The 22,627-nt window shown below is 46.1% G+C and carries 25 protein-coding genes; 20 read left to right on the top strand and 5 right to left on the bottom strand.

Features of this window, described 5'->3' with window-relative positions:
* Nucleotides 1–109 precede the first annotated feature (109 nt).
* From MWG26_RS21990 to MWG26_RS21975, 4 genes are all read right to left on the bottom strand, one after another.
* The gene (locus MWG26_RS21990; protein ID WP_025653787.1) at nt 110–1,312 is read right to left on the bottom strand and encodes a uroporphyrinogen decarboxylase family protein; all 1,203 of its coding nucleotides are present in this window, start codon (nt 1,310–1,312) and stop codon (nt 110–112) included.
* A gap of 261 nt (nt 1,313–1,573) precedes the next feature.
* On the bottom strand, nt 1,574–2,110 hold the full coding sequence (gene rbr / locus MWG26_RS21985) for a rubrerythrin (protein WP_025653786.1): 537 nt from the start codon (nt 2,108–2,110) through the stop codon (nt 1,574–1,576).
* A 237-nt stretch (nt 2,111–2,347) separates the two neighbouring features.
* Complete coding sequence (locus MWG26_RS21980) at nt 2,348–2,890, bottom strand: NADH peroxidase (RefSeq protein ID WP_025653785.1); 543 nt, start codon at nt 2,888–2,890, stop codon at nt 2,348–2,350.
* A gap of 152 nt (nt 2,891–3,042) precedes the next feature.
* Nucleotides 3,043–3,438 carry a Fur family transcriptional regulator gene (locus MWG26_RS21975; RefSeq protein WP_025653784.1) on the bottom strand — a complete coding sequence of 132 codons (396 nt, stop codon included), beginning with the start codon at nt 3,436–3,438 and terminating at the stop codon, nt 3,043–3,045.
* 402 nt (nt 3,439–3,840) lie between these two features.
* On the opposite strand from MWG26_RS21975, the gene MWG26_RS21970 reads away from it, so the two are divergent.
* Entirely contained in the window at nt 3,841–4,926 is a 1,086-nt protein-coding gene (locus tag MWG26_RS21970) for a C40 family peptidase (RefSeq protein WP_025653783.1), read from the top strand.
* A 537-nt stretch (nt 4,927–5,463) separates the two neighbouring features.
* Complete coding sequence (locus tag MWG26_RS21965) at nt 5,464–5,670, top strand: DUF1858 domain-containing protein (RefSeq protein WP_025653782.1); 207 nt, start codon at nt 5,464–5,466, stop codon at nt 5,668–5,670.
* Between the two features lie 155 nt (nt 5,671–5,825).
* Here MWG26_RS21965 and MWG26_RS21960 read toward each other — a convergent pair whose 3' ends face one another.
* Nucleotides 5,826–6,548 (bottom strand): adaptor protein MecA, encoded by a 723-nt coding sequence (locus MWG26_RS21960; protein WP_025653781.1) that lies wholly within the window; start codon nt 6,546–6,548, stop codon nt 5,826–5,828.
* A 584-nt stretch (nt 6,549–7,132) separates the two neighbouring features.
* On the opposite strand from MWG26_RS21960, the gene MWG26_RS21955 reads away from it, so the two are divergent.
* The 18 genes from MWG26_RS21955 (at nt 7,133) to MWG26_RS21870 (ending at nt 22,619) form a co-directional block, all read left to right on the top strand.
* On the top strand, nt 7,133–7,360 hold the full coding sequence (locus tag MWG26_RS21955) for a hypothetical protein (RefSeq protein WP_025653779.1): 228 nt from the start codon (nt 7,133–7,135) through the stop codon (nt 7,358–7,360).
* Between the two features lie 139 nt (nt 7,361–7,499).
* A complete protein-coding gene (locus MWG26_RS21950; protein WP_025653778.1) occupies nt 7,500–9,440 on the top strand; it encodes a glycosyl hydrolase family 18 protein in 1,941 nt (646 codons plus the stop codon).
* Nucleotides 9,441–9,602: 162 nt separating this feature from the next.
* Complete coding sequence (locus MWG26_RS21945) at nt 9,603–10,301, top strand: N-acetylmuramoyl-L-alanine amidase family protein (RefSeq protein WP_025653777.1); 699 nt, start codon at nt 9,603–9,605, stop codon at nt 10,299–10,301.
* Nucleotides 10,302–10,364: 63 nt separating this feature from the next.
* Nucleotides 10,365–11,891, top strand: a complete 1,527-nt coding sequence (locus MWG26_RS21940; RefSeq protein ID WP_117440582.1) for an L-threonylcarbamoyladenylate synthase — start codon at nt 10,365–10,367, stop codon at nt 11,889–11,891.
* Nucleotides 11,891–12,520: a uracil phosphoribosyltransferase gene (upp, locus tag MWG26_RS21935; RefSeq protein WP_025653776.1), complete on the top strand. Its 630-nt coding sequence runs from the start codon at nt 11,891–11,893 to the stop codon at nt 12,518–12,520. Before MWG26_RS21940 ends, upp begins: the two co-directional genes overlap by 1 nt.
* Before the next feature lie 30 nt (nt 12,521–12,550).
* On the top strand, nt 12,551–13,039 hold the full coding sequence (locus MWG26_RS21930; protein ID WP_025653775.1) for a deoxycytidylate deaminase: 489 nt from the start codon (nt 12,551–12,553) through the stop codon (nt 13,037–13,039).
* Nucleotides 13,040–13,179: 140 nt separating this feature from the next.
* The gene (locus MWG26_RS21925; RefSeq protein ID WP_240285588.1) at nt 13,180–13,392 is read left to right on the top strand and encodes a pro-sigmaK processing inhibitor BofA family protein; all 213 of its coding nucleotides are present in this window, start codon (nt 13,180–13,182) and stop codon (nt 13,390–13,392) included.
* 238 nt (nt 13,393–13,630) lie between these two features.
* Complete coding sequence (locus tag MWG26_RS21920; protein ID WP_025653774.1) at nt 13,631–14,560, top strand: P-loop NTPase family protein; 930 nt, start codon at nt 13,631–13,633, stop codon at nt 14,558–14,560.
* A complete protein-coding gene (locus MWG26_RS21915) occupies nt 14,557–15,768 on the top strand; it encodes a CpaF family protein (protein ID WP_025653773.1) in 1,212 nt (403 codons plus the stop codon). Before MWG26_RS21920 ends, MWG26_RS21915 begins: the two co-directional genes overlap by 4 nt.
* 43 nt (nt 15,769–15,811) lie before the next feature.
* Nucleotides 15,812–16,474 carry a type II secretion system F family protein gene (locus tag MWG26_RS21910; RefSeq protein ID WP_081732967.1) on the top strand — a complete coding sequence of 221 codons (663 nt, stop codon included), beginning with the start codon at nt 15,812–15,814 and terminating at the stop codon, nt 16,472–16,474.
* A gap of 3 nt (nt 16,475–16,477) precedes the next feature.
* Nucleotides 16,478–17,710: a type II secretion system F family protein gene (locus MWG26_RS21905; RefSeq protein WP_025653771.1), complete on the top strand. Its 1,233-nt coding sequence runs from the start codon at nt 16,478–16,480 to the stop codon at nt 17,708–17,710.
* A 13-nt stretch (nt 17,711–17,723) separates the two neighbouring features.
* The gene (locus tag MWG26_RS21900; protein WP_025653770.1) at nt 17,724–17,924 is read left to right on the top strand and encodes a Flp1 family type IVb pilin; all 201 of its coding nucleotides are present in this window, start codon (nt 17,724–17,726) and stop codon (nt 17,922–17,924) included.
* A gap of 29 nt (nt 17,925–17,953) precedes the next feature.
* On the top strand, nt 17,954–19,294 hold the full coding sequence (locus MWG26_RS21895) for a DUF5702 domain-containing protein (protein ID WP_244062779.1): 1,341 nt from the start codon (nt 17,954–17,956) through the stop codon (nt 19,292–19,294).
* Between the two features lie 107 nt (nt 19,295–19,401).
* Nucleotides 19,402–20,199: a pilus assembly protein gene (locus MWG26_RS21890; RefSeq protein ID WP_025653768.1), complete on the top strand. Its 798-nt coding sequence runs from the start codon at nt 19,402–19,404 to the stop codon at nt 20,197–20,199.
* Nucleotides 20,187–20,615, top strand: coding sequence for a prepilin peptidase (locus MWG26_RS21885; protein WP_025653767.1), 429 nt, complete (start codon nt 20,187–20,189; stop codon nt 20,613–20,615). Before MWG26_RS21890 ends, MWG26_RS21885 begins: the two co-directional genes overlap by 13 nt.
* Nucleotides 20,616–20,623: 8 nt before the next feature.
* Nucleotides 20,624–21,052, top strand: coding sequence for a TadE/TadG family type IV pilus assembly protein (locus MWG26_RS21880; RefSeq protein ID WP_025653766.1), 429 nt, complete (start codon nt 20,624–20,626; stop codon nt 21,050–21,052).
* A 6-nt stretch (nt 21,053–21,058) separates the two neighbouring features.
* Entirely contained in the window at nt 21,059–21,841 is a 783-nt protein-coding gene (locus tag MWG26_RS21875) for a DUF6382 domain-containing protein (RefSeq protein WP_025653765.1), read from the top strand.
* Between the two features lie 166 nt (nt 21,842–22,007).
* The gene (locus MWG26_RS21870) at nt 22,008–22,619 is read left to right on the top strand and encodes a rhomboid family intramembrane serine protease (protein WP_025653764.1); all 612 of its coding nucleotides are present in this window, start codon (nt 22,008–22,010) and stop codon (nt 22,617–22,619) included.
* Nucleotides 22,620–22,627: the final 8 nt, after the last annotated feature.

The raw sequence follows: 22,627 nt of genomic DNA, 5'->3' as shown, positions 1-22,627 counted from the left end.
TGTTTTTATAATAGGAAAGTGCTCTGCATTTTCCTATTATATAAAGGACCTCCGGGTGGAATGGACAAACCAGGACGCCATCTTATGAGAAGCAATTTTCAAACTTACTCTAGGGGGTGACAGGACCAAATTCTTCAAATTTCTTTTTAAGATAAAGAAGACGCCCAAAGTCTGCTGCCGGGGGAAGGGTATCCGCTACGGACATAATCATATGATCACCCTTTCCAATGGCATGCAGGGTTTCATCCACAATACGATAGAATTCCTGGTCGGTTGTGTTGGCTGTTAAAAGCGCAGTGGAAGGAACGCCGCCCCAAATTGTAATTTTATCTTGAAACACATCACGGGTTTCCTGTAAGGAGATATTTGTCAAAGGTTTCGGACAGATTGAATCTGCTATATCAAACCCGGCACGGACATATTTATCGAGAAGCATTGTATTTTCCCCATCAGTATGTGTTGCAACAAACTTATCCAGGCTGTGTGCTTTGTCGCTCTGCTTTTTTAAGGATGGAACCACGTAGTCTTCTATGAGATCCGGTGTTGTAAAATTAAAGTCATAGTTAGCTCCGGACAGAACAACCTCGGCAGGGCTGTTAATTGCTGCATCAAATAATTTGTCACAGAATGGAGTCATACGGGATACAAGATGGTCCATTGCTTCTTTATCATCGAATCTGGCCAGATAGAAATCTTCAAATCCCATAAGCTCCTTGATTAAATAATGTCCGGCAGACGCCCACATCGCAGCGAGTGCCACTGCTACCCCGCGTTCGCCTACATATTCTGACTGATATTTGGTGAAAGCTTCATAATTGGGAATTACTTCTGCATTCTCAAAAATATAAGCCAGTGCGTCATAATCTTCAATTTCCTTTAATGCGTGTTCTTTATGAGCATATAGAGTAATTCCTTCCCGGAGCATTTCTTTTGTATAGACAACTTTGGTTCGGATAATGCCCCTGGGAGTATCATAAGTAACAGTTAATTCACCGTTATCTTTCCGTTCATGGGCAATTCCTACGTTGTGGAATCTGACAATCCAGGGAGAAAGTTCCAGATCATAAATCCCCAGGCCTACGTGCAGGTCTTTGACCCCGCCTTCGCGCCAGCCTTTGAAGTTAGGGACAATAGAATGAAATCCAACGCCCAGGTCATCTGCAAATTCCCGGAGATTGGCATGCTTATATTCATCAGGTAAGGTATTTGTCTCTTCGTGAGCGTAGAACCAGTTATCCAGACGCGGAACAAAGGGCAGGGCATCTGTAGGCTCGCCACGCAGAGTGGCTAAAATTCTTTCTTTTACAGTCATTGTGTTTTCCTCCTAAAATAGATCTTTATGAACAATTTTAGTATAGCAGGGGGAAAGCAAATTAACATTGTGGCAAAAAGACAAAAAAGACGGGGAAAATAGTGCTGCAAAACTGAATTTATCGTGGCCGCCAGCTTCTCTCGAGGATATACGAGCCCCGATCATCCATACAGCCGCAAAACGGCATCATACAAAGTGTGCAGGCTCCTCAGTCATGAGGGGCCTGCACACTTGATTTACAACTATATTATACCTTATATTTTAGTAATTCTCAGCTTTTCTTTCGAAGTATGCACGTGGATGTGCACATACCGGGCATACTTCCGGAGCTTCGTCGCCCTGGTAGATATAACCGCAGTTTCCGCATTTCCAGCCAAGCGGCGCTTCGTCTTTGAAAGTCTGTCCTGCGCGGAAATGATCGAGAAGTCTCTGATAACGTTTCTCATGTGCAGCCTCTACTTCTGCAACGCCTCTGAATTTGGATGCCAGTTCTGTGAAGCCTTCTTCCTCAGCTTCTTTTGCCATGCGGGCATACATATCTGTCCATTCGAAGTTCTCGCCTGCTGCAGCATCTTCCAGATTGGCTTCTACATCCCCAATTCCGTGGAATTCTTTGAACCACATTTTTGCGTGTTCTTTTTCCTGGTCAGCTGTCTCTAAGAAAATATTGGACATCTGTACATAGCCGGCTTTTCTTGCTGCAGATGCATAGTATGTATATTTGTTGCGTGCCTGTGACTCACCTGAAAATGCTTCCATAAGATTCTTTTCTGTTTTTGTTCCTGCGTACTTTGACATAGTAAATCCTCCTTGTTTTTTCTAATATCTATATTATAACATGCTGTTTTTCTGATTCAATGAAATAAAAATAAAAAATGGATAAATATCCCATTCCGGCAAGAGTAAATTACCTGCAGAGGAGAGGTAGTTCCTATGCAGGCATTTACGTTTTACCGCGGGGCTGACTGCCCCGTCTGTATAAATTGGGTGCTTATATGAATGTTGGAGTAAAATGTGTATCTAAAGGGTATGTGATTAACCGAAGTATCTCTTTAACAGGCCTTCAAAAGCTTTTCCGTGACGAGCTTCGTCTCTTGCCATCTCATGAACTGTGTCATGGATTGCATCCAGGTTCGCAGCCTTTGCACGTTTAGCAAGGTCAAACTTACCAGCTGTAGCGCCGTTCTCTGCGTCAACTCTCATCTCCAGGTTCTTCTTTGTGCTGTCGGTAACAACTTCACCTAATAATTCAGCAAACTTAGAAGCGTGCTCTGCTTCTTCATAAGCAGCTTTTTCCCAGTACAGCCCGATCTCCGGATATCCTTCTCTGTGGGCAACTCTTGCCATTGCAAGGTACATACCTACTTCTGAGCATTCTCCCTCGAAGTTTGCTCTTAAATCAGCGATGATGTCTTCGCTGACGCCCTGAGCTACGCCTACAACGTGCTCTGCAGCCCATTCTCTTTCACCTGTCTGCTCTTTGAATTTATCAGCCGGCGCTTTACAGATCGGACATTCAGCCGGTGCTGCGTCTCCCTCGTGAACATAACCACATACTGTACATACAAATTTCTTCATAATAAAAATCTCCTTTTCTTTTTAATATTTTATAAGTATAGTTGCTTCCGGAGGCTTTATGCCTGCCGGTAATTTATTTTTAATATAGGAAGCAGATTACACTTCCTATATTAATCACGTGTGTTTATTCAGTGAACTTTCTGTGTTCCTAATTACGGCTTGTGTATGCAGTCTCCACATTTACCGTAGAAAATTGTGGTGCTGGATTCTATCATGCCGTCAAAGTTCTCGGCAGCTGCCTTGTTGACCTCTTCGATATTCTTCATATCCAGGTCCAGATCCAGAACCCTTCTGCAGCTTGTGCAGAAAAAATGATTGTGCGGCATGACATTACCATCAAATCTGTCACCGCCGTCTGGCGTGGGAATCTTGATCACTTCGCCAATATCAGTCAGCAAATTTAGATTCCGGTATACGGTACCCAGGCTGATGTTGGGAAATTCTTCCCTTACATGCAGGTAGACCGTATCGGCAGTGGGGTGATCCTTCGTCATCATCAGATACCGCTTGATGGATTCACGTTGCCGACTATACTTCAGAGCTGCCAATATAGACCTCCTTTCGATTTGTAAATTAATAATAGTAATTGTTACTGTGATTAGAATATAATACATATTCCTAAAAATGTCAACAGTATTTTAAAAAAAATAAAAAAAAGTTTTTCAGCAGTGTATAGAAATGATTTCCTTTATCCTAAAAATTCTGTTAAACATTATAATAGAAGGAATAGGGCTGATAAAATGTTACAAAATAATGAACGAATATAAAAAAATAATATTGCAAAATAACAGAATTTTAGGACTTATGTCGAAGTGTGTAAATTGAAAATAGGGTAAAAACGGTTGACACAATGCTAAGGGGTTGCTATAATAACAACGTAACAAATTTAACAATTGTGTAACATTTAGAACTTCCTACAAAAGATAAAGACACTTACAAGGAGGTTTTATATGAAAGCAATACGTATGAAGCAGAAATTGATTCTTTCTGCTTTAGCAGGAGCGATTTTGGTTCCGGGGAGTGCAATCACGGTCAGGGCGGCAGATAATTCTACTGAGAATACGCCGGTCATACCGGTTGCAGGAATCGAATCGGCAGTAAAAGAATGTTACCAGTCGGAGGTCAAAGAAAACATCGACCTGTATCTGGTACCAAATAACGAGGGTGAGTATTTGAATATGGCATTTTCTAATGTGAGTGATTATACTTACATTAGAAATGCCCCAGATGAAGCAAGTGACTGGGTCGGCAAGCTGTACAGTGATTCGTCGGCAGAAGTGCTTGAATATAATGGAGACTGGACAAGGATACGGTCCGGCTCCGTAGAAGGTTATGTACCCGCAGAGTGCCTGTATACAGGCAAAGCAGCCCAGGAAAATGCAGGAAATTACGAACAGCAGCATGCAACGGTAACAGCAGACGTGCTGAACGTAAGAGACGGACAGAGTACGGAGGCCAATATTCTGACGAGGATTCTGGCCGGCCAGCAGTACGAGGTAACCGGCGAAGCAGTAAACGGCTGGTATCCGGTCTATGTCAACGGTACGGCAGGCTGGGTATGCGGTGATTATGTAAGCGTAGAGAAGCAGTACAGCTATGCGGAGTCAAAAGATGAAGAAAATGAGCGAATAGCCGCTGAAGAGGCGGCAAAGCAGCAGGAAGCTCAGGAGGCGGCTGCAATGCAGGTTCAGGCGTCAAGTGGACAGGCCGTTATTGATTATGCCTGCCAGTTCATCGGGAACCCCTATGTATGGGGCGGTACGAGCCTGACAGAAGGCGCTGACTGTTCCGGGTTTGTACAATCCGTATATGCACATTTTGGAGTCAGCCTTCCGCGTACGACGTGGGATATGGAGTCCGTCGGAACACCGGTCAGCTTAGAAGAAGCGATCCCGGGAGATATCGTATTATATGACGGGCACGTGGGATTATATATGGGTGACGGCAATATCGTCAATGCAATGAATGAAGCCGACGGCATTGGAATCTGCAGTGCCACCTACACACCGATCATTACAATACGAAGGGTAATATAAAAGTATTAAATTTAAAGATTTGACAAAAAAAACTACACTTCAAAAAAAACTGCATTTGAAGTGTAGTTTTTTGTTAGACATCTTGACTCAGGATATCTAAAAAACGCGAATAATGTGATAAATGTGAAAAGGATGGCATATACAAAATGCACAAAAATGTAAAAACATGTCGAAACTTTGGGAAAGGTAGTTTTCAACTTATCCACACTCAAAACTCAAAAAAACGTGGAAAAATCTAGTTTTTATAAAAGTTATACACATTATCCACATAAAAACATGTGTTTTTGGTGGATTACTTTTATAAAAAAAAGAACGAACGTTTTGTTAAGTTATGATGAATTTAATTTTTTGTCGAAAAAAATCAGCAAAATGATTGACTTTTGAGTAGTCAAAAATTGAAAATAATTGTTCGAACAATTCAGAAAATAGATCGGAAGTGTGTCGGTGTTTTATAAGGATTTTACATTTTAGGCGGTTGATTATTATAAAAATTGGGATTATAATAAAAAGCACTGAATAATAAAGGAGGAAATAGAAATGGGACAGATTTCTAAAAGTACCACCATAGGTGAATTATTAAATATTTACCCGGATGCAGCACCTATTTTAATGGAGATAGGAATGCACTGCCTTGGATGCCCGTCAGCACAGATGGAATCTCTGGAAGAAGCTGCTATGGTGCATGGCATTGATTCTGATCTGCTTGTAGAAAAGATTAACGCTTCCATGAAAGCAAACGGTTAATAAAAAGGCCATGTGCGGAGGATTCTGCATAAAAAATCCCTGCAGGGATCAATAGAAACCTGCAGGGGCTTTTTTATGATATAGAAAATTCCAGAGGAATTTCCTATATCATAAAAACCCTCCGGGGACTGTACACGCCGTCCCACAGTATCTGATTAGATTACGGCCAGATTCTGTACTGCATCTGCAGATACCATAATATCGCAGTGCTCTTCCAGAAATGCAAGCGCAGCGCCGGAAGCTTTTTCAATCGTACCATATTCGGAAAGCATATTGCATATCTTGTTGAATTCATTATTTGAATGGTCTGATTGAGTCAGTGCAAGTATATAAGATGAATTCTCCGTGTCATGGTACAGTGTATTAGAACCATGGTATACAGGTTCAAGAAGATGGGCAACCTGGATTACCCGGTCCATACTGTCGAAAGAAAACAGGCGAACATTGAAAAGTGCAGGCGCGTCCGGTACGGTCGCCACATTGCCTGTTTCGGACGCGGCTTCTTTTACCTTATTCAGCAGATTTAGAAATTCTTCCGCCCCTTCCAATTTTTCCAAGGCTTCAGCTGTGCTGGCCATACCAGCCTCGCCAAACGGAGTGAACTTGGAAAATCTGGTGTCTAATTCCTCCGGGTCCTCTACTTTTGTAATGATTAATACGATAGAGTCCGCAGAAGCCGGTATAGCTTCTATCATCAAAGGGATGTCTTCTGCCTCAAAGCCAAAGTCGAAAGACGCCTGCTGCATCATGTCTCTGAATAAAGACTTTGCTTTTTCCGTGCCGTAGGCCAGCTCGCTCAGCTTGAGATGCCTGGCTGCCAGGTCGGCGTGTGTCAGGGTACAGCGAATCTGATTGTCATTCAGTTTTTCGATCTTCATATTATCACATCCTTACGATTGGGATTTTAAAAAAAATATATCTTCTCACTATTAGTATAAACAAAATTAAAAAATATGTAAAGAAAAACTGTAAAGAGTTTATAGAGAGTTTATACTACTTTGGTACCATGCCCGTCACAGGATTATTTGGACGCTATATTTTTCAGTTATCAACAAATGTGGACGGCTTATAAACAATAAACACATTGAAATAGCCGGACACGCTCTCTATAATGGCAGTTACAGAAGATAGTATTCCAGGATAAATATATGTCTATACGAAAGGAGGTACAGAATTTTATTCGGATTTTTGAAATCATAAAGGAAATCCTATCTAAATATATTCCGGACATCTTTACTCATGAATCTTTTCATGATCACAGGAAAGCTGTGGAATATATTTCAGGAAAATCACATGTCCCATTCAGGGACGCAATCATCAGATATTCTTAAAGAGGAGGGAACTGCGGGTTCATACTATCTTCCATGCTGCACCAGTCCGGCGGTACGTCACGAGGCCTTCGGTATGAAAGAAGCAGGCAGCGGCTGTTATTTATCCGAATCCGCAGGGAAAGGAGTGAGCCATGGAAATTGGTGACACAGCTCATTTATACAGAGATTTATACACAGAACTGGAGAATTATGAAAAGCACGGTGTGAACATGCTTATGGACGGCTGTCAGGCCAGCCCGCTGCAGATTGTGACGGCGCATATGATCCGTGAGGAAGGGTGCTATATGCGGGATTACGTTCTGGATCCCAAAGGATACATAGAATCACTCGCTTTTGTAAATATTAATGGAAGCAATTAGGCAGAGAATTCCCTCAGTCTGCCGGACAGCCGGCAATACAGGCTGCCACGGGCATACGTCTAAAAACTTTGTAAAAAGACAAAATACTAATGACGTATGAAAAAAATATGGTATAATAAGGTCTGATAGGAGGTGCGGCATGGACGAAAGAGAAAAAAGAGCTGAGTATGCCCGAAGGCGCAGCCAGCAGAATGCACAGAGAAGACGCCCAGCCAGCAGTGACCAGAGACCGGGGAGTTCAAGACCAGTGAGTACGGGGCCGAATGGCCAGGGACCAAGGAGAAAGAGCAGCCGGGCAAGGAGAAGAAGACGCAATCTCATCATAAGGATGATTCTTTTCGTTGTTCTGGTTATTATAGCATTAGGCGGATTCGTATTCTGGAAAAAATACGGCTCATCAAAAGAGAAGGCTGATTTGAAACAATATTATGGGATACAGAATAACGATGATCTTGCGGTGGTAGTGGATGACCAGATCATGGGCGCCCGGGATGCAGGAACGCAGGAGAGCAGTTCTGCAGGCGGAAAGTTTTACGATGGCATACCCTATGTGGAGTATTCCGTGGTCCGTAATTATATCAATGAAAGATTTTACTGGGATTCTAATGAGAACATCCTGCTCTATACCCTTCCGAACGGCAGCGTATCTGTAAGCGTCGGCAGCAAAGAGTACACCGATATTAAGGAAAAGAAAAGTGAAGACTATGTAATTCTGAAGACCGAAGGTAAGACTGCATATATTGCACTCGCATTTATACAGCAGTATACCAATATGGAATATAAAGTATATGAGAACCCTGACAGGGCGGTTATTGACTGCAATTGGGGAGAACAAAGCGTATCCGGTCTGAAAAGGGACACTCAGGTCAGATACCAGGGCGGTGTGAAGAGCCCGATTCTGACAGAGGTGAAAAAGTCAGAAAAGCTAAGGATACTGGAAGATGAGAATGACTGGATGAAGGTCCGTACCAGCGATGGGTTCATTGGTTATGTTAAGACAAGTTCGCTGAAGAAGATCACAAAAGAGACCCGGTCCAGAGAGTTCCAGGAGCCGGATTATACGAATATTTCTACCGGTTATACGATTAATATGGCCTGGCACAATGTGGAGAATGACACGGCGAACAGCTATGTGCTGGAGACAATTGCCAATACCAAGGGTTTGACTACGATTGCACCGACCTGGTTCAACATAAGCGACACGGACGGGAATATCTCGTCTCTGGCTAATTCCGAGTACGTCAACTATGCGCATCAGTCGAATCTTGATGTGTGGGCTGTGCTGAGAGATTTCCATGGAGGTATAAGCTCTTACGATGAGACCTATGCAGTTTTAAGCTATACCTCAAAGAGAGAGAACCTAATCAACCAGGTAATCGGAGCTGCGCTGCAGTCAGGCATCGACGGCATCAATCTGGATTTTGAGCTTATATCCGCTGAATGTGGAGAACATTACATTCAGTTTGTACGCGAGATGTCCGTAAAATGCAGGCAGAACGGCCTTGTATTTTCCGTGGATAATTATGTCCCCATGCCGTATAACGAGCACTATAACCTGAAGGAACAGGCGGTTATGGCGGATTATGTTATCATTATGGGGTATGACGAGCACACGGAGGGGTCCTATGAAGCAGGCCCTGTGGCATCTTATAACTATGTGAAGGACGGAATAGAGAACGCCCTCAAAGTCGTTCCGAATTCAAAACTTGTCAATGCAATTCCATTCTACACAAGGCTGTGGCTGGAGACTCCTAAGACAACGGCAGAACTGGAGGAGGAAGCAGGCACAGAGGCGGCGCAGTATCCGAACAAAGTGACGAGTACGGCCATGGGCATGGACGAGGCAAATCAGACATTACAGACGGCAGGCGTTCAGGCCGAATGGGATGATAAGACGAAGCAGAATTATGCCCAGTGGGATGTCGATGGCGGAACTTATAAAATATGGCTTGAGGACAGCCAGTCCATTGAGGAGAAGCTGAAGCTGATCAAAAGCAATAATCTGGCCGGAGTGGCTGAGTGGCGGCTCGGCTGGGAGAATTCAGGTATTTGGGATCTAATCCTGCAATATGTGAACTAGTACAGCGTTGCACTAATGATTCAGCAATAAGTACCTGCTGTACTAGTGAATTTTACGATGTTCATAAGTGCGCGTGATTATACGCCGCACTGCAGAAATATGAAAGAAACATCCTTTTTCTGCATATACTTAGGAATAGTATATGAGAAAGGGGATGTTTTTTTGCGCCGTAAAATAGGAATACTGGGACTGATCGTACTGCTTTTGTGCGCAGTAATAGGGAGCCAGAAGGCAGGGGAATACCTGTACAAGAATTATATGGGAAGCGAGGGCAAAAAGACTGCGGCAGCGGCAAAAAAGGGCGATAAGCCAATGGTTGTCATAGACGCCGGACACGGCGGCTCTGATCCGGGCAAGGTAGGAATTAATAAAGCGCTGGAAAAGGACATAAACCTGGAGATTGCAGGCAAGGTAAAGACACTTTTGGAGAAACAGGGAGTGTCGGTGATCATGACACGCGAGGATGAAAACGGAATTGCAAATTCAAAAGCAGAAGACATGAAGAAACGGGTGGCGATTATTAACAAGGAAAAACCGGATCTCGCGGTCAGCATACATCAGAACAGCTATGAAGGAGAAAGCATACATGGCGCCCAGGTATTCTACTATACGCATTCCAAGGGCGGAGAGAAGGCTGCCGGTATTATGCAGGAGGCTCTTTTGGCTGTTGATCCGGACAATAAAAGGCAGGCAAAGGCGAATGATACATATTATATGCTGAAAAAGACAGAGGTGCCCGTCATTATTGTAGAATGTGGTTTTTTGAGTAATTATGAGGAGGCGGAAAAACTGGTGGACGGAGCATACCAGGATGCGCTGGCGGAGGCCGTCTGCGCGGGGATTTTGCAATGCCTGAATTAGGACTGCATCTTATTTTGTGAAAGAGAGTTTTTTTTTAGGTTGATTAATGGTATAATGAAGCCTATGAAAACAATAATAAAAAAAGTAGATAAGAATCAGATAGACGAAGACGTGATACAGGAAGCAGGAGAAATACTGAAAAGAGGCGGACTTGTTGCATTTCCCACGGAGACAGTCTATGGACTGGGAGCAAATGCACTGGATGAGGAGGCAGCAAAAAGAACTTATGCAGCAAAAGGGCGTCCGTCAGACAACCCGCTGATTGTGCATATTGCAGATGTGCAGGCACTTGATGAGATCGCGGTGAACATTCCCGCTGCTACAGAGGAACTGGCATTTCATTTCTGGCCGGGGCCTTTGACAATGATTTTTGAAAAAAGTAATATTGTGCCGATGGGAACGACCGGGGGCCTTGAGACGGTTGCTGTACGCATGCCAAGCGACCTGATTGCAAGGGAACTGATCCTTGCAGCGGGAGGGTACGTGTCTGCGCCCAGCGCAAATACGTCCGGCCGTCCGAGTCCCACGACGGCACAGCATGTGGCAGAGGATCTGGAAGGTAAGATCGATATGATCCTGGACGGCGGGAGTGTGGATATCGGTCTGGAATCCACCATTCTGGACATGACAGTGACACCTCCCATGATTCTGCGCCCCGGCGCCATTACGGCGGGTATGCTGGAGGAAGTCATCGGTGCGGTCAGCGTGGATGAGACCATACTGGGAAGTGAGAGCACACAGGTGCCCAAAGCTCCGGGGATGAAGTACCGCCATTACGCGCCCAGGGCCAGGCTGATGATCGTGGAAGGCACTCTGAGAGAGGAAGTGCTTGCGATCCGGCAGCTTGCCTATGAGGCACACCGCAAAGGGCAAAAGACCGGGATTATTGCGACAAACGAGACGATGCCCTTTTATACCTATGGACTGGTAAAGAATCTGGGATCGCGGGAAAATGAGAAGGCCATTGCAAGGAATCTCTATGCGGTTCTCCGGGAATTTGATGAGGAGGAAGTCAGCGTAATCTTCAGTGAGTCCTTTGCCGCGCAGGGGATCGGTAAGGCGATCATGAACCGGCTGGAAAAGGCGGCCGGGCATGTGATGCTGCCTGCCGCTGCAATCGTGAAGCAGCAGAAATACAGACGCATCGTATTCTTAAGCAATACCGATACAAGCAGAGGCCCCATGGCAGCGGAACTTCTGCGCTGCCAGGATCTGGAACAGGAGTACGCCATAGATTCCAGGGGGCTTATCGTACTGTTTCCTGAGCCTGCCAATCAGAAAGCCGAGGCAATTATGAAAAGCGGTCAGATGAGCCTGGAAGGCCATTCATCCATTGCTTTCTCTGAGGAGGACCTGCAGGAGGATACGCTTGTTCTGACAATGGATGAGAATCAAAAGTGGAAGGTTATATCCGAGTATGAGAACATAAAAAATGTATATACTCTAAATGAGTTCGCGGAGGAGGATACAGAAATACCAAATCCTTATGGACAACCATTGACGGCATACGGAGAATGCTATGAAATAATATCGATGTTAATAAAAAAATTAACATATAAACTTAATGCACTTACTAAAGGAGGAGAATGATGTCAGAAGTACACATTATGGATCATCCATTGATTCAGCACAAAATCAGCTATATCCGCAGGGAAGAGGTGGGGACCAAGGAGTTCCGGGAGGTAGTCGGGGAGATTGCCGGCCTGATGTGCTATGAGGCTACGCGGGACCTGAAGCTCCGGGACGTGAAGATTAAGACACCCATCTGTGAGATGATCGGTAAGGAACTGACCGGTAAGAAACTTGCCGTGGTGCCGATTCTGCGCGCAGGCCTTGGGATGGTGGACGGGATGCTCTCTCTGATACCCGCTGCAAAAGTTGGACATATCGGGCTTTATCGTGATCCGGAGACTTTTGAACCAGTGGAGTATTACTGCAAGCTTCCGGCGGACTGCGATGAGAGGGAGGTCTTTGTCGTTGATCCGATGCTGGCAACGGGCGGCTCCAGTACAGCAGCGATTCAGATGCTGAAGGACAAAGGAGTGAAAAGAATCCGTTTCATGTGTATTATAGCAGCGCCTGAAGGTGTGGAGAGGATGCAGAAGGAACATCCGGATGTGGATCTTTATATAGGCGCGCTGGATGACCATCTGAATGAGCATAAATATATCGTACCCGGGCTGGGGGATGCGGGAGACCGCATTTTCGGAACGAAATAGCAGGTGCAAGAACGAAAGGAGAGGATAGATATGTCTGACAAAAGAAAGGATTATCTTTCCTGGGATGAATACTTTATGGGGGTGGCAATGCTTTCGGGTATGCGCTCCAAGGATCCAAATACACAGGTGGGGTGCTGTATTGTCAGTCAGGATAATAAGATATTGTCCATGGGATACAATGGGTTTCCGATCGGATGTTCAGACGATGAATTTCCTTGGGCAAGAGAAGGGGATGATCCACTGGAGACAAAGTACGTATATTCTACGCACAGTGAGTTAAATGCCATCCTGAATTACAATGGCGGCAGCCTGTCGGGGGCCAAGCTGTATGTCTCCCTTTTTCCGTGCAATGAATGTGCAAAAGCAATCATTCAGTCCGGGATAAAGGAAGTTATCTATGACTGTGACAAATACGCCGATACTCCTGGTGTGCTGGCTTCCAAGCGGATGATGGACGCCGCGGGGGTGCGGTACCACCAATACCATAGGACCAACCGCGAGGTAAAGATCAAGCTGTAGACAGGCTCCGGAGAACTGTCCGTATGTTATCCCCCGGGCTGTGCAGAACGTATTATTTTACGGACTGCACGGCCCGGGGGAATATTTTGTCACGGATTTGAATAGGATATCATATATGCTGATCCGGAGGATGTGTGAGTATGGAAGGAAATAAATGGGGGAATATTGTTTTGAACTTTGTGATCCGTGCTATTTTGGGCATGGGGCTGATTTATTTTATTAATCAATATCTGCTCCCTGGGGATAATGCTTTGAATGTGGGGCTGAATGCAGTGTCCTTTTTGACAACCGGAAGCCTTGGTATTCCTGGCGTGTGTCTGCTTTATGGAATTTTATTCTATCAAAATTTGTGAGGTTTTCACAAAAAGTAATTTATTTGAAAAGAAGTATGGACATTTTAAAAATCTGTGTTTATAATACGATTCACACAGCAGTTGTTCGAGCTGCTGTCATCATTCAGGCGCCGGATCGTGGTGCCGGATGTATCTTGGGTTGGGACGATGAACTAACCATCATGTAAGAATCATGCTGCATATTCGCAGCGGTATTTTCAAACGTTGTTTTATTAAAAATGAAAAAAGGAGGGACAAGTTGCATCCAAAGAATTTTGTAATATGGGATGCGGAGCAGGAGTACGCAAAGAATCTTATGCAGGCCGTAGGCTCTCACAGGGAGCTGGGGTTTCAGATGCATCTTTTTCAGGACACAGATCATCTGGAGGCATTTTCACAGCAGAAACAAGTCCACATCCTGCTGCTGGGGGAAGACTGCCCGCCCGAACAGAGGCAGCAGATGAACGCTGACAGGCGTTACGTATTGATTAAGGGGGAAGACAGCGGGCTTCTTCCGGAAGAAAGGGGGATCTTTAAGTATCAATCTGCAGATAGGATCCTCAGCCTTATCCTGGAGGAGGCCTTGGACGGTGAGGAAATACCGGGGAGATTCAAAGGCAGGGGAGAGGGGCAGCTGATCGGTGTTTATTCTCCGGTGCACCGGATCGGAAAGACAAAGTTTGCGCTGGAGCTTGGCAGGGAGCTCTCCAAAGAAGGGCCGGTTCTGTATCTGAATCTGGAGGAGTATTCCGGGACAAGCCATTATTTTCCGGAGGAAACGGAGCATAACCTGACGGATCTCTTGTATTATCTGAGGCAGGATAAGGCGAATATTGGACTGAGAATAAGCGCCATGGCCGGCAGGGCGGGGGCACTGGATTATCTTTCTCCGATGCCGGTTATTCAGGATCTGAGGGCGGTTGAAGAGGCTGAGTGGCTAAGACTGTTTGAAGCCATTTTTGATCAGTCCATTTATAAATCCGTGATCTTGGATCTGGGGGACGGTGTAAACGGTCTGTACCGCATACTAAGGGAATGCCGCACAGTGTATACGTTGTATACGGATGAGCCGGTTTCTTCGGCAAAGCTGAAGCAGTATTTTGAGAACTTGAGGCGGACGGGCTATGAGGATGTGCTGGAACATACCGTACAGAAACGGGTTGCGAGAAAGGCTGGTGAGGAGGCATAGAGCAGTTAGAAGAGTTATACGGCAGAGTGCTGCAAGAGATGGATATGGGCAGGGAGATGGAGGATGATGAACTGCTGGATCTCATACATTCCGTACTCAATCAGGCGGGAGGAGAAACTTACATACCACTGCAGGAAAAAATTAAGCTGAGCAGAGAACTGTTTCATGCATTCAGAAAGCTGGATATCCTTCAGGATCTGATCGAGGACGATGATATTACGGAGATTATGATCAACGGCACAGATCATATTTTTCTGGAGAAAGGAGGACAGATATACGAATCGGACAGGCACTTCCTTTCTCCGGGAAAGCTGGAGGATGTCATACAGCAGATTGTATCCAGAACAAACCGGTATGTGAACGAAGCCTCCCCCATTGTTGACGCGAGGCTGGAGGACGGGTCCCGTGTGAATGTGGTATTAAAACCTGTTGCATTGAACGGTCCCATTATGACGATCCGGAAGTTTCCCAAGGAGAAGGTAACAATGGAGCAGCTTATTGCGTGGGGCAGCATAAGCAGCGAGGCGGTGGGGTTTCTAAAGCTCCTGGTGCATTCCAGGTACAACATATTTGTCAGCGGCGGAACCGGGGCCGGGAAGACCACATTTCTGAATGCCCTGTCTGATTATATACCAAAAGATGAGCGGCTGATTACCATTGAGGACAATGCTGAGTTGCAGATTAAAGGCGTTCCCAATCTGGTCAGGCTGGAAGCAAGGAATGCCAACCTGGAGGGATCCGGGGCAGTGACCATACGGGATCTGATCAAGTCGGCACTGCGGATGCGTCCGGACAGAATCCTGGTCGGAGAGGTTCGGGGTGAGGAAACCGTGGATATGATTTCCTCGGCCATGCTAAATGGGCACAGCGGTTCTATGTCCACCGGCCATGCGAATAATTGCGTGGATATGCTGCACCGTCTGGAGACGATGATGATGATGGGGATTGATATGCCTTTTACCGCAATCCAGCGGCAGGTGGCTTCGGCCCTTGATATTATTATCCACCTGGGGCGGCTGAGAGACCGAAGCAGAAAAGTAATGGAGATAGCAGAAGTATTGGGCTATGAAGATGGTGAGGTACAGATACAGACACTTTTTGCGTATCAGGAGGAGGGATCAGAAGATGGAAAAGTTAAAGGACGGCTTATGAAAGTGGAAGAGCTTGTCAACCGGGAAAAGCTGCTGGCAGCAGGATATACGCTGTAAGGAATATATACAGGCATTGATAAATGGGATTTTGCTTCTATGCATGACCGCATATCTTTTCTACGATACGTGGATTGCGGCGCTGGCGCTTCTGCCCGCCTTATATGTCTATCTGCTCTACTGGAAGTCCAGGCAGTTCCGGAAAAAAGAGCAGGAATTCAGGGAACAGTTTCGGGTCAGTATTCAAACCATGGCATCGGCTCTCAACGTGGGATATTCCGTGGAGAATGCGCTGCGCGAGACTGCCCGGGATTTGAAGCCGTTGTTTCGGAAGGACAGCAGAATACGAAAAGAATTTGAGCGGATGATCCATCAGCTGGATATGAACCAGCCGGTTGAACAGGTCATGAATGATCTGGCGGCCAGGGTCAGTCAGGAGGATGTAGAGAACTTCGTAACGGTATTTGCTGCGGCAAAGCGGACAGGAGGGGACAGCATAGCGATACTCAAAAGTGCGGTCAGGGATATCAGTGATAAGATTGAAGCGGAAAAGGAGATACAGACGCTTCTAGCTTCTAAAAAGCTGGAATTTCAGGTGATGTGTATCATACCATTTGGCATTCTGTTTTATATGAGAATGGCTTTTCCGGATTTTATGAAGGTGCTTTACGGGAATCTGGGGGGAGCCGCGCTGATGACGGGATGTCTGCTGATATATGCGGCCGCTTACCGGATGGGAGAAAAGCTGGTGGATATAGAGGTGTAGATTATGAAGAAGCGAAACACAGTGTATGGAAGAATGGGAATTATCTTTTTGGCTGCAAGCGTAATATCACTCCTGATGCTGGCTGCTGACAGCCGCCGGAGGCCGGAGAAAAATGCAGAAGGAAAAAGTGTACTTGCCCGTGGCAGCCACGGTGAGGGAAGTAAAAAGGTGGAACTGGAGGCCCGGGTAGACGGAGACAAGGCGCCGTTGACTGTACAGGTAGAAGAGCAGCGGTATCAGAAAGAGGAACTTCCGGAGATATTTAAGAAGGCCGGAGAACGACTGGAAAAGGCTGTGCTGGGAGAAAATGAGAGCCTGGATGAAGTCAGGCATAATCTGAAACTGGCGGATCAGGTGCCGGGTATGGGAATTAATGTGTCGTGGGAGTCCGGAAATTACGAAATCGTTAATCTTCTGGGGGAGCTGCAGCAGGAACATCTGCAGGAAGAAGGTACGTTGGTTGAGCTGCGTGCAGTACTTACATATGGCGGGGAGGAGGCTGTACATTCCTTTTATGTAAACGTCTTTCCTCCCAGGTTAAATGAAAAAGAACAAAAGATGCAAAAACTACAGAAGGCACTGCGGGAGGCAGAGCTGGCCGAACCGGAAGAAAAATATTTGATTCTGCCGGGCAGCGTGGATGGGAGTAAAATAACATGGAAATATCCGGGAGAGTCGAGGGCAGCGGGACTATTCGTTCTGGGAATCGTGGCGGCAGCGGCAGTCTTTTTTCTGGACAGGCAGAAACATAAACAGATGGTGGAGGAGCGGAAGAGACAGTTGTCCACAGACTATCCACAGCTGATCAGCCAGTTCACCCTGTTCCTGGGAGCGGGAATGAGCGTTCGCAAAGCATGGTTCAAGATGGTGGAAGAGTATGAAAAAAGAAGGGATAGAAAAGGTTCCCGGATTGCCTATGAGGAAATGTCCTATACGATGCACGAGATTCAGGGCGGCGTCACAGAGGGGGAATGCTATGAACGGTTTGGCAGCAGGTGCGGTCTGCCGGCGTATCGAAGGTTTGGCGCACTTTTGTCACAGAATCTGCGGAAAGGGGGCAGGGGGATGAATGAATTGCTCAAAAGGGAAGCCGCGGATGCACTGGAGGACAGAAAAAAACAGGCCAGGAAGTTGGGGGAGGAAGCCGGAACAAAGATGTTGGGGCCGATGTTCCTGATGCTGGCGGTGGTACTGATTATGATTGTGGTTCCGGCATTTTTTACGATACAGATCTGAGAGGAGGAAACAAATGAAGAGAATTGTAGGGAGATTAAAACAGAGGTTGGGCAGGGCAAAAGTAGTTTTATGTGACTCTACGGGGCTGTCTGTCGTAGAGCTGATTTTAATACTGGTGGTAATTATAGCCTTAGTTTTGATATTTAAAACCCAGCTGATCAGCCTGGTGAACTCAATTTTTGAAAAGATAACAAGTGAAAGTTCGGGTATTTAATGGGGAAGCGGGGCGAGATAACGGCATTTTTGAGTCTTATTTTTGTTCTTCTTATCTCATTTATCACAGCGATTCTAGAGAGTACATCTATCCAGGTGGCTAAAAATCTAAAACGTCTGGATGCCGACCGCGCCGTGTTCTCTGTCTTTGGCGAGTATAGCAGAGAACTTCTGGAAGAATATGAGTTATTGGCAATTGATGGAAGCTATGGCGCGGATTCTTATGAAGAGAAATATCTGACAGACCGTATGCACTACTATGGCACAAGCGGTATGGAACATGATATCCAGGGGATCCAGTACCTGACTGACAGAAACGGAAGCGCATTCAAAGAGCAGGCGCTTGCCTACATGGAAGAGACATACGGAATAGCGGCCATACGTGAGCTGGCTGACCGGACTGGAATATGGGAGGAACAAAAGATGCAGGGAGAAGAAGCAGACAGGCAGAATTCGGAGATCAATACGGAACTGGAAGATATTTTGGCAGACAGTGGCAATGCGCTGCCCGATGAGGAAAATCCTCTGCCGCATGTAGCTGAACTGAAAAAATCTGGAATCCTTCAGCTCGTACTGCCGCAGGATTACCAACTCTCAAACGGGCAGATTGCTCCGGGAGAACAGCCCAGTGGAAGGAAGCTGAGATATGGCAGGGGCAGTTTCTATACAAGGCAGGGGATGGAAGGCATAGAAGAGCGGCTGCTGTTTCATGAATATCTGATTAAAAAATTTGGCAGCGCGGTAAATGAAGTAAGTGGAAAACGCAGTCTGGTATATGAAATGGAATACATACTTTCGGGCTGTGCCTCGGACCGGGAGAATCTGGAAGCAGTCGTGAAGAAGCTTCTTGGAATCCGGTTTGGGATTAATTATCTTTATCTGCAGACAGATACTGCGAAGCAGGCCGAGGCCGAGGCGCTGGCGCTGAGTCTTTCGACGCTTGCAGCGCTTCCGGCTGTATCAGGAATTGTGAAACAAGCGCTCCTTGCAGCCTGGGCATTTGGAGAGAGCCTGATGGATCTGCGTTCTTTAATGGCGGGGAAAAAAGCTGCCCTGGTGAAAAACAGCACAAACTGGCAGCTGTCGCTCTCGTCTCTTATGACACTGGGAACGGGGGAGGATCTGCAGGAAGGTGCGGATACCGAGGGGGGACTCTCCTATACAGATTACCTCAGAATCCTTCTTTTTTTAAAAGAGGAGGATGTTCTGGTCATGAAGGCGCTGGACCGTGTCGAACAAAACATGAGAACTGAAAAGGGCGGTTTGTCTTTCTGTGCAGACGCCTGTATCGTCCGGTTAAGAGTTCAGAATAAAGCAGTCATTCGTGAGGGGCTGACCTACCAGTTTCCGTTATATTTTGGATACAGATAAAATTTTGAACCCAATGCAGATGCCCTTTCTTCAAACCCTGCCGGCGCATCCCTTCCGGCAGGCAAATATATCCCAATCAAAAAAATATAAAGAAAGGAAAAACTGCGATGACACAATCAAATGAAAACTCACCCGACTCGAACATAGAAAGGGCATCTGCATTGGGTTCAAAAGCAAGCGTTACCATAGAAGCGGCACTGGCGGTTCCCATATTTTTATTCGCGGTATTGAGCCTGGTCTATTTGCTGGAAATACAATCTGTAAGGACATGTATCCGAAACGCTGTGCAGAGCGCAGCTAAGACAGCCGCGGAGGATACGGTTATGCTGCCTGTCGTGAACCTGGTAAAATTCCGACAGGATATCGTAGAAGCCGCGGGAGCTGGCCGCCTGGATCGGAGTATTCTGGCAGGAGGCAGTTCTGGGCTTAACTGCAGCAGGACATATATGTCTGTACTTACGGGGGAGATTCATGTCTCTGTGGAATATGCCGTAAGTCTTCCCTTTCCGCAGTTCACGAATCTGAAAGCAAAATTCAGGGAAGAAATGAGGGTAAAGGCCTGGACCGGTTATTTAAAAAGGGATGGAAATTCCGACGGAGAGGAGATTGTATATATAACGGATACAGCTTTGGTTTATCACGAGGACTACCAATGTACATATCTGCAGCTGTCAGTCCGGTTTGTGCCGTACTCAGGACTTTCCGGGATCCGCAACGAGGACGGCGGTAGGTATTACAGATGCGAAAAATGCGTACACGGAGATGCTTTCGCCGGAGTTTATATTACAAATACAGGAGGAAAGTACCACAATTCATTAAGCTGCAGTGGACTCAAAAGAACCATACATGCAGTAAAAAAGTCTGAAGTTGGCTTGAAAGGAGGCTGCAGCAGATGCTCGAAATAAGCAGAATAGGATGCGCCGTATACTTATGCATCTTGTCAGTGATAGATATTTGGACCAGAAGGATTCCTCTGTGGTTTCTTGCGGCGGGAGGGGCTGGGGCTGCGGCTGCCCGTATCTGCCAGACGGGGACTCTTGATTTTTCCGCACTGGCGGGTGCTGTTACAGGGGTGGTATTTATAGCGGTAAGCAGGGTAACAAAGGAAGGCTTTGGATATGGGGACAGCCTACTGATACTTATTATGGGGGTATATCTAGGGTTCCGGAATCTGCTGGCTGTCTTGTCCGGTGCTTTCCTCTTTTCGGCGCTGTTTGCAGCGGCCCTTTTGGTATATAAAGGCTTTGACAGAAAGGCGGGATATCCGTTTATTCCGTTTTTGCTGGCGTCCTATTTTCTATGGATGTGTGGCGTACAATGAGACTTAAAATGGAAGACGTATTAAAGAAGAAAAGAGAGCTAAATGGAAGCGTGACAGTGGAAATGGCATATATTTTTCCGATTGTAATTTTCGTGATTATTTTGACGATATATATCGTATTCTACTGGCATGACAAAAACATATTGCTGGGGGCGGCAGCAGAAACGGCGGTGCTGGCGGCCCAGTCGGACAGGCAGCAGGGCGGCGGAGAACCAGATCTGCAGAGGTTTTACCAGGAGCGTACGGAGGGAAAACTGATCTGGCTGAGGCTGACAGACGTTGAAGTTGAGCTGGATAAAACCCAGGCCAGAGTTACGGCCCGTGCAGGCAGGGGCAGGATGCGTGTACAGGCAGTGCAGATCACCAGGATACCGGGACCGGAGAAAAAGATAAGAAAGAAAAGACACTTAGAGTCATTGACAGACCAGGAGGAATAGATAATTATGAAGACAGGTTATGAAAAAGAACTGAACAGGGTAAGCCTGCATATAGATATCCCCCGCTTGTATGAAGAGGATTATCAGATACATATGCTCCGGGAAAATAAAATACCCGGTCTGCTTGAAATAGCGGGGTGTGGGATGGATGGGAAGAGCAGATACAGTTACACGGTGACGGGGTTATTGTCGATGAAATCTTTATTTGAGGCATCTGCAATTAAAAAGGAGGATATGCTGGGATTTGTGAACCGTCTGATGGAAGTGGTTAAGGCGCTCCGGCGTTTTATGCTGAATCCGGACGGACTCTTACTCTACCCTGAATTTATGTTTTATGGTAAAGATACCTGGCATTTCTGTTATCTGCCCGGCAGGAAAAAGTCCCTCTGTGAGGCTTTCCATGTGATAACCGAATATTTTGTCCGGAAGCTTGATTATGAGGATACGGAAGGCATTATGCTGGCTTATGAGCTTCATAAAGCAACGCTGCAGGAAAATTACGATCTTGAAAAAATTATGGAGGAATACCGGATTCACGAAGAAAAAAGACGCGGGCCGGAACCTGTAAATGCGGATACCCCGGAGGACGGGGAGCAGCTGTCCCGGGAAAATCTGTTTTCTCTTGAGGAAGAAGAATATGAACCGGTTGCCGATGTGGAGACAATCCGGGAGATGGGAGGGCATTGGAGCCCATGGAAGAAAACTGCAGATCGGTTAAAAAAGACAAAATGGGGCAGCTGGAAGGACCTGATTCTGGAGACGAACGGGAAGGAAGAAGAGGATATGTGAGGTTATAAAATCTAAACAATAAATTAAGGATACATGATAAAATACAAAAGCATCTCATTCGGAGTAAAATATTTACAATTTCGGATAAGGTGCTTGATTCTTTCATAGACAGAAGGGCAGAGAGCTATTATAATATAGAAGAGCAGTTAAGAAAAGGAGAGTCATCTTGGAGAAAAATCAAAAAGCAGTGTGCACCACCGCATTGATTGTAATTAATATTGGAGTATTTCTGGTGCTTTCTGTTATGGGAGCTACGGAAGATACCCTGTTTATGCTCGAGCATGGGGCTATGTACGGGCCTTATGTTGTGGAAGGGCATCAGTATTACCGGATCTTTACCTGCTTGTTCCTGCATTTTGGTATCGAACATCTGCTGAACAATATGGTACTGCTGGGAGCACTTGGCTGGAACCTGGAACTGGAGACCGGCCGGATCAAGTTTCTGATTATTTACTTTATATCAGGGCTGGGGGGGAATCTGCTTTCATTGTGGATGAATATGAGTACAGATAAGATGGTGGTATCGGCAGGAGCCTCAGGAGCCATATTCGGTCTCATGGGAGCGCTGCTGTGCGTAGTCTTGAAAAATCATGGAAGAGTGGGAAGGCTGACAAACCGTGGACTTTTGGTTATGGTAGTCCTGAGCCTGTATTTTGGCTTTACAAGCTCAGGAGTAGACAATGCGGCCCATGTTGGCGGTCTTGTCTGCGGATTTGTGATGGCGGCGGTTCTGTACCGCAGGCAGCGTGGCGCGGCTGGTACAGTATTCTATGATTAATTAATTCA

It is taken from the genome of Faecalicatena contorta, assembly GCF_022835095.1.
GTDB lineage: Bacteria > Bacillota > Clostridia > Lachnospirales > Lachnospiraceae > Faecalicatena > Faecalicatena contorta.
The sequence above is the reverse complement of the archived record's forward strand: the minus strand, read 5'-3'. Positions and strand labels throughout refer to the sequence as shown.